The following is a 6,325-nucleotide window of genomic DNA, read 5'->3' as shown; positions in this document are numbered from 1 at the left end:
CTCAATGGCGATCGCAGTATTACATCAAGGACAATTGCCTATCCCATCCCTGAACCTTCACTGTTCAATAGCTTTAAAATCTGTAGTGCCTATTCCGCATAGCTTAGAGCTTTTCTTAGTGCCATTCGACTCTGGCATTATGTAACGCTTGTTGGGAGTGCAGTACCTTTGACGGTTAACCGGCTTGGTGAGCGTTGAGGGGATGAAGCAATATTCAACCAAACTAATCATCGTGCCAGTAAATGACTTTGCCCCACAAATTAACCCGATGGTTGCCAGCACCCCTACAGTGATATTGTTGGCTGTTCCCGAACGCAAGTAATCCTCAAACTGCTTACGTTTCATTGGTTTCTTCCCCTCGTCATAGCTGCAAGCAACAACACTCCCAATGCTGCCAACCCGATCATTAGCCAAGGGGTGTCAGTCTGGGGACTGGGCTTAACTTCGTACTGTCTTACTTCTGAATAGAATCTTGTCTTACCTGTATTAGTTGCATTAGACACCATTCGATACTCGTCAAACGCCACCCAAAGAGTTGCCCCTACACTTGCAGTTTGGGCAGTCGCCACCATAAAGTCTTTACCAATGTGGATTCTGCCGTCGTATTGAATTTTGGTTAGGGTGTTGGCGAAAAATAGCCCAAGTACAATGCTGCTTAAAGTGCCAGAAGCGATCGCGGAAATCCCTAGAGTTGTTAGTAAGCTCACTCCAGCATTGGCAGTAAACACACCCAGGAATGTAGCCAGTGCTTTGTTTAGCAGTTGTTTGTTACTGAAGACATCACGAATAGACTGTTCTAACCGTTCGCCGTCTTCGCTCGATGGGGTCGGTTTTTCTGAAGTAGTTTCACCCCACATTAACGGTGTGGACTGTTCACTGGTATTTTGGAACTGCTCCCATAGGGAATCAATTTCATTCATGTTTACCTCACGTGGGTGAAACAGAAAAAGCCAGAGTCTAGAAGAGGCTTCGGGGCAGAGGGGCTGGGGGGCAGAGGGGAGGAATTGCTGTGAGTTCCTCCCTGCTCCTCTGCTCCTCTGCTCCCCTGCTCTCTTCTGTCCCCTGGCAAACGACTTACTTATGGGTTAAATGCCCATAAAATTCCTGAACCAGTCGCCTACACGACTAATCCCAGCAGTGCGCGAGTAATTGGGCTTGGGTATGCGGTCGGTTTTTGCTTCACTACCGTTTGTCCACAGTGCGCTAGTAACTGCGGTTTCGTATGCCCTATCCGCCGCATCTTGTGTTTCAGGCAGTTTGTTAGAAGCTTTGATTAAATCAGCTTCATACTTAGCGATCGCCATGAGGTCGGCTGTAGCCCCAGATATCTGAATCAAGGATGAGCGTTGCGCGTGACGGGTTGCCTCGGCAGTAGTGGCATTCACCAATTCCGCTTGCATCTCGGTCATCTCGTTTTTGAAACGCTGCTCTCCTGTTTTACTGGTGTTGATAGCTTTCAGGGTTTGCGTTCCGTGCTTCTGGGTCAGTTGCACCAGTTCGGCATAGGCTTGGTTTACATCTCCGGTGGTTTCAATGATTTTGCGGTATGCCTCCAAAGCTTTAGGCAGATTAGCCTTAGCTGTGTCAGACAGTCGCGCCATGTCTGCAATTTTGGTGATTACCGTTTGATCTCCCTGCAAGGCTTTGTTGAAGTCCGATGAGGAGACATCAAACAGTTTCCCCATTGCTCCTAACGTACCGGGGGCATTATTGGGAATATGATTTTTGAGTTTCGCAGATCCAAAATTACGTGCCATTTAATAATCTCCTAATAAGGTATTACGTCATAGTTGATATCGCTGGACTCTTGGGGTACTTCATCCCAATACCCCATGTCCTCAAATCGGCTATAAATTCTCGTTGCTAGTTGCCTTACTGGGTCGTCAAAATCATCAGAAATTAAATCAAATCTGTTCTCACCAAATGCCAAAGTATTTGCAATATCAGGGTCAATACCATTACCCAAGAATTGACCAAATGCAGCAGAGTATGGATGGTCATCAATGGTTGAATGAGTTGCTAAGAATTCCGTTCCGGTGAAGGGTGGGTAATCTTCACTTTTTTCTAGCGGTGTGGAAAGTGCCTCAATATCTGCCTCAATCTTTGCTGCCCATTGTTCAGGATTTTCCGCTTTGAATTGCTGCTTTCTCAGGGCGGAGTCGGTCAGAGGCGATTTGCCCCAATCGTTGGGATTTTTGTAGTCAAGTGTCATTTGTTAGAATCCTTGTAACGATGTGTACTTGATGCACTTTCGGCTGAGGCGATTGCACTTACTTTGGTCGGTGGGAGCGATCGCTTCATCATTAGTTCTCACAAAACTCAACAAGTTCAAAAACCTCCCTCTGCACTTGGTTTTGGCTTAATTCTTTTCGTTTGCCTTTCGAGTCATTGAAAATGAAAGGGGCATTGACTCGACAATTAGACCGATGGCTGTAGCGCAGTTGTTGACCACGGAATTGGTACAAATGATTACGCTGTAAGGCTGTCATTGAAAGCATTTGGTTGTCCCTCGACTTGAGAGTAGAATTCGATATTTAGAATCGCTTCGTGAACTTCAACAAGCGTCTGAACAGCATCACCCAGACGCAGGTCATTCGATGTACTGAAACGCTCGGAGGCTTCGATTTGTTTGTAATTGGGAGATGCTTGCACGAACCTGAGAGTCTGTTCGCAACCGAGGATGATGGTCATGATTTCGGTAGTCGTTAGCGATGGTTGTGTCTTTTGGGTGTCTTGGTCGCTCATGACTTCTTTCCTTTCCTTTGGGTTTTCATCGGTGTGGGTTGGGGTTCTGGCTGATTACTTGGGGCTTGTGGCTGGTTCGGCTTTTGAAGTACATAGCTGATGGCCCCTGCACCTCCCACGGCTGCGGCAATGGTAAACATATTGTTTTTACCGAAGTACTGGACTCCGAAGTAGCCAAGGGCTAACGCTGCTGCTGTTGCTCCAATGCCTAAAACCGTGTTTCTGAATGTGGTTCTGCTCATGCTGCCCCTTTAAAATTAGTGACCATTGCGCTAAGTGCCGATTTATTGGGCTGTGTAGATTGCGCTGTTTCAACTTTGGGTGATGCTTGCACATTGCCATGTTGAAAAATCAGCTTCTCTACACCTGCTGAAAGTGCTTGTGTCGGTGCATCTTGGGGTAAATCAAAAATCTTGCACAATTCAATTACTGCTAAGTAGGAGATGGTTATACGCCGAGATTCGTAATTCATTAACTAAGCTCCCAAAGATATTTGAGTTAATAGTTTCAACCCCAAAGCATTGATGAATTGGGGATTATTCAAAATCACAAAGCCTAAACCGGCTAAGTTTTGATCCACCACTGGCAAGGAAACACCCCCACCCCAGGCGACAAGGTATTTCGCTCGGTCTAGATAATTGCCAGCAGTCACAAAGTTGGCGAATTTCTCAATCCTGTTACTCCACCATTCGTCTAGGCATTGGCTGTACTCGGTTTCAAACTTCTTACCTGTCAGGTGGTTGCCGCCATAAGTGAAAGTGCCTTCAATAATTCCCTGGTTCACCAAGCTGGGCGAGTGCTTCACATCCTTGGACAGCAAGCTTACTCGGTCGTTTCGCTTGTCGAGGGCTTCTGCAATCATCGAATGCAGTTCACCGGCTCCACCCTCAATCAGGTGTCTGTCAATCACTGCACCACTGCCATTAAAGACAGTTACAAGCCACGTTGATGAACCGATATCGAGAGCGATCGCTAATTCTGAGGGGTCAAGTACCAGGGATGCTTCACCGAATAAGCAGTGGGCAATGCTTCCAAACCCTTCGGGATAAATGCCTGTAACTATGATTTCAACTGTCTTGGTGACAATGGAACGAGTTACAGGGTGCAGATGTTCAAAGGTGTGAGTCCCTTCTACTCTGCGCTTAATCTCTTGGCCCCAGCGTTCGGGGTTATGGTTGCTCAAACTAATTGAAAGCTTGACCCCATCGGGAATATTGAGAACCGCTAAGTCTGCAAGAATGCTTTCTAGTGCCAGTTCTGCCTTTTTCGCCTTGTTTGAGTCGAGAGGGGATATTATTCCCCGTCCCTCTCAGTTAGAACCGTGCGTACCCGTTTCCGTGTACACGGCTCCCGATATTCTTAGGGAGTGACCCTTTTGCTCATGTGTAAATAGTCGTGACAGGATTCATGGATTGCTGTAAGATTCTTAGGTTTACAGTTATTATGATTTCCATCTATGTGGTGTAAATGTACATGCTCTTCGCTTGTCAATTTCATTCCACATCGACCACATGAATGGTTCTGTTTATGTAAGGCAATGGATGTCATCCCATCGTATAATTTACTGTTGCGTTGACTCCAGTAAATTAAGTCTCCGTCATAGGGGGATTTGTCTCCTTTAACTATGACGTGTGAGCCGAGGGAGTAAGGAACTGATGGGAACGCTTTCTTTACAAGTGCAGTACAAGACTCTCTGGTGTTCCTGGTTTCCTTATTAAATACCGTGTGGGTTTTGTGATTCATGAACCAGAGTGAAAACCTTGACCCTGACATATCACAGTACCTATGGTAGTTTCTCCAACCCCTTACAATCGGTGCTAGCTTTTCGGCTTTTACCTTGGAACCATAGTTCGAGCAGTTAACGATTTTCTTGACTTTCTCCCGGAATTTCTTAAAGTTATCCACTGAGGGAGTTATTAATATTCTTCCGTCGTTTCTCACTTTGAAGTGCCAACCTAGAAAGTCAAAGCCATTTGTCGCGGCGGTTATTTTGGTTTTCTTAGCACTTACTTTCATTCCTCTTTTGGCTAGGAATTCGTCAATGTTTCTTAGTATCAGTTCTGCATCGTCTTGAGGTTTTAACACTATTACCATGTCGTCGGCGTAGCGGACGGATGGATATAGTATTTGACCTTCTGCGGTTTTGTCGGTTATCTTACAACCCGCTATGTGGGTTCTGTGGATACTTTCAATTCCGTTTAGTGCGATGTTGGCTAGTAGGGGGCTTACTACTCCGCCTTGAGGGGTTCCTTGTTCTGGAAATTCGGGATTGACTCCGGCTTTCAGGCATCTAAAAATACCATTTTTGATATTCTTAGGGGCTATCAGGTTGTCCATTATGGTGGAGTGTGAAATCCTATCGAAGCATTTTTCGATATCGAGTTCGATAACTCTTTTATCTATTCCGTTGGCGTTGCTGTTTAAGTTTGAGAATAGAAGTGCTTGGGCATCGTGTGCCGAGCGTCCTACTCTGAAACCGTAACTTCTAGCATGGAAATTTGCTTCGTGTGCTGGTTCTAGGGCGTATTTTGCTAGACATTGCCAAGCGCGATCGCCGATAGTTGGGATTTTCAGCATTCTGGTAGTCCCGTCCTTTTTGGGGATTGGGATTTCCTTTAGTCCTTGATGCTTCCAGTCTCCAGCCGATTTTCTAAGTAGAATTTCTAACTCGAAACGTCCTGTAAAATCGAGGGACTTTACACCATCAATACCTGCTGTCTTCTTACCAGCATTTAGCTGTGATACTTGTCGGATTGACAGAAATCTAGCCGCACGGGATTTCAGAATAAGTTTTTGCAAAAACCGAGCTTTCCGCTTGTTTCCTGCTTGAACCGCTTTGAACACTCTCTTTTGTAGGCGGATTGAAGAAGGCAGAAGGCAGAGGGCAGAAGGCAGAAGGTTCTATTCAGAAGGGGATTCAGACCCCTCCTGAATAGGAGCCACCAAATTTTTAATTTGGTGGGGGTCTTAAACCCTTGTTCCCTACGGTCACGGGCAGAGGGCAGGAATCAGAATTCCCTTCTGCCTTCTGCCTCCTGCCCTCTGCCTTTCTTGATAAATCCTGACGAAATTTCTTCCAGGGTAGATTCTTCCAAGATTCACTAGTGTAATCACTGTGCCTAATCATGCTCTGCTCCATTAAGTGTTTTCTGAATACCTTGCAGCAATTACGCCGCATCCTACCCGACTTGAGAGAGTTCCGTGTCTCATCTCACCTACCAGGGATTCGACTTTCCCTAGACTCTCAAGTTGTTTTTATTCGTTCCTTCAGATGATTGATACGTTCCGTTAGGTGTAACCAATTTGACTATCAGAAACCCTAGATTCTTACCGCTATTGAAGACTGATGCGGCGGGTTTTATCTCTGATGGAGTCGGGGGGTGTGGTTGTTAAGCCCCGCTCTTACATGAGTCATTTTTCTAGGTTCAATTTCACCGTGGGAACTTCCTATTAGGGGTTTTTTGCATTAACCCCCGAAAAGGGGGATTCTAGAATTTGTTGTTGAATGGTACTTCACTCTTTTGATTAGTACGCGAACGGTGAAAGCTAGTCAGGGTGAAGAGTATCACTATTTCTTAGA

Annotated in this window: 8 protein-coding genes and 1 pseudogene; all 9 read right to left on the bottom strand. The window is 45.7% G+C overall.

All coding sequences use genetic code 11. The features are described from left to right. Nucleotides 1–57 precede the first annotated feature (57 nt). Nucleotides 58–345, bottom strand: a complete 288-nt coding sequence (locus CDG79_RS38245; RefSeq protein ID WP_223278602.1) for a hypothetical protein — start codon at nucleotides 343–345, stop codon at nucleotides 58–60. Next, a complete protein-coding gene (locus CDG79_RS38240) occupies nucleotides 342–920 on the bottom strand; it encodes a hypothetical protein (RefSeq protein WP_094346730.1) in 579 nt (192 codons plus the stop codon). The genes CDG79_RS38245 and CDG79_RS38240 overlap by 4 nt, the downstream gene beginning before the upstream one ends. Before the next feature lie 165 nt (nucleotides 921–1,085). Next, entirely contained in the window at nucleotides 1,086–1,757 is a 672-nt protein-coding gene (locus CDG79_RS38235) for a hypothetical protein (protein WP_094346729.1), read from the bottom strand. A gap of 11 nt (nucleotides 1,758–1,768) precedes the next feature. Further along, nucleotides 1,769–2,212 carry a hypothetical protein gene (locus CDG79_RS38230; RefSeq protein WP_094346728.1) on the bottom strand — a complete coding sequence of 148 codons (444 nt, stop codon included), beginning with the start codon at nucleotides 2,210–2,212 and terminating at the stop codon, nucleotides 1,769–1,771. A gap of 257 nt (nucleotides 2,213–2,469) precedes the next feature. After that, complete coding sequence (locus CDG79_RS38225) at nucleotides 2,470–2,745, bottom strand: hypothetical protein (protein ID WP_094346727.1); 276 nt, start codon at nucleotides 2,743–2,745, stop codon at nucleotides 2,470–2,472. Then, nucleotides 2,742–2,987: a hypothetical protein gene (locus tag CDG79_RS38220; protein ID WP_094346726.1), complete on the bottom strand. Its 246-nt coding sequence runs from the start codon at nucleotides 2,985–2,987 to the stop codon at nucleotides 2,742–2,744. Before CDG79_RS38220 ends, CDG79_RS38225 begins: the two co-directional genes overlap by 4 nt. Beyond that, complete coding sequence (locus CDG79_RS38215; RefSeq protein WP_094346725.1) at nucleotides 2,984–3,217, bottom strand: hypothetical protein; 234 nt, start codon at nucleotides 3,215–3,217, stop codon at nucleotides 2,984–2,986. The genes CDG79_RS38220 and CDG79_RS38215 overlap by 4 nt, the downstream gene beginning before the upstream one ends. A 3-nt stretch (nucleotides 3,218–3,220) precedes the next feature. Next, nucleotides 3,221–3,928 (bottom strand): hypothetical protein, encoded by a 708-nt coding sequence (locus tag CDG79_RS38210; protein WP_223278601.1) that lies wholly within the window; start codon nucleotides 3,926–3,928, stop codon nucleotides 3,221–3,223. A gap of 176 nt (nucleotides 3,929–4,104) precedes the next feature. Further along, nucleotides 4,105–5,604: pseudogene (locus tag CDG79_RS38205) on the bottom strand (reverse transcriptase domain-containing protein); the annotation flags it as partial. Nucleotides 5,605–6,325 lie beyond the last annotated feature (721 nt).

This window comes from Nostoc sp. 'Peltigera membranacea cyanobiont' 232 (assembly GCF_002245985.1).
Classification (GTDB): Bacteria; Cyanobacteriota; Cyanobacteriia; order Cyanobacteriales; family Nostocaceae; genus Nostoc.
This window is presented reverse-complemented; position numbering and strand designations above follow the sequence as displayed.